This window comes from Acinetobacter legionensis, from assembly GCF_048552295.1.
GTDB lineage: Bacteria > Pseudomonadota > Gammaproteobacteria > Pseudomonadales > Moraxellaceae > Acinetobacter.
Genome location: NZ_JBIMCW010000066.1, coordinates 1 through 1,239, shown reverse-complemented (window position 1 = coordinate 1,239; position 1,239 = coordinate 1). Strand labels below are relative to the sequence as shown.

General features: G+C 50.2%; 1 protein-coding gene. It reads right to left on the bottom strand.

Features of this window, described 5'->3' with window-relative positions; translation table 11 throughout:
* Positions 1 to 1,239, bottom strand: a 1,239-nt coding sequence (locus ACG916_RS21455) for an Ig-like domain-containing protein (RefSeq protein WP_419378812.1), incomplete at both ends; no start/stop codon positions are given.

The following is a 1,239-nucleotide window of genomic DNA, read 5'->3' as shown; positions in this document are numbered from 1 at the left end:
CAGATTCATTGCCAGCAACATCTTTTGCAGTCACATCGACCACTTCACCATTGGTTAATGGTGTGGTTAGATCTACTGTATAGTTGCCATTTTCATCGGTAACCGCTGTACCCAATACGTTGCCGCCTTGGTCTTTAACTGTCACTGTTGAACCTGGTTCTGCTGTACCTGTTACTTGCGTTCCATCATTAACAACATCAGCTGTTGGAGCAGTTGGCGCAGTCGTATCATCAGCTGTTGCTTGAGTAGGTTCAGATTCATTGCCAGCAACATCTGTTGCAGTCACATCGACCACTTCACCATTGGTTAATGGCGTGGTTAGATCCACTGTGTAGTTGCCATTTTCATCAGTAACGGCTGTACCCAATACGTTACCGCCTTGGTCTTTAACTGTCACTGTTGAACCTGGTTCTGCTGTACCTGTTACTTGCGTTCCATTATTAACAACATCAGCTGTTGGCGCATCAGGTGCAGTCGTGTCATCAGAATCGCTGTCTGAGTCAGAATCACTGTCTGAGTCCGAATCGCTGTCAGAGTCCGAATCACTGTCTGAGTCCGAATCGCTGTCAGAGTCCGAATCGCTGTCAGAGTCAGAATCGCTGTCAGAGTCAGAATCGCTGTCAGAATCCGAGTCGCTGTCAGAATCCGAGTCGCTGTCAGAATCCGAGTCGCTGTCAGAGTCAGAATCGCTGTCAGAGTCCGAGTCGCTGTCAGAGTCAGAATCGCTGTCAGAGTCCGAGTCACTGTCAGAGTCCGAGTCACTGTCAGAATCCGAGTCGCTGTCAGAGTCAGAATCGCTGTCAGAATCCGAGTCGCTGTCAGAGTCAGAGTCGCTGTCAGAATCCGAGTCGCTGTCAGAGTCAGAATCACTGTCAGAATCTGAGTCGCTGTCAGAGTCCGAATCGCTGTCAGAGTCCGAATCGCTGTCAGAGTCCGAGTCACTGTCAGAGTCAGAGTCAGAATCACTGTCAGAATCTGAGTCGCTGTCAGAATCCGAGTCGCTGTCAGAATCCGAGTCGCTGTCAGAATCAGAATCGCTGTCAGAGTCCGAGTCGCTGTCAGAGTCAGAATCGCTGTCTGAGTCAGAATCACTGTCTGAGTCCGAATCGCTGTCAGAGTCCGAATCGCTGTCAGAGTCAGAATCGCTGTCAGAATCCGAGTCGCTGTCAGAATCCGAGTCGCTGTCAGAGTCAGAATCGCTGTCAGAGTCCGAGTCGCTGTCAGAGTCAGAATCGCTGT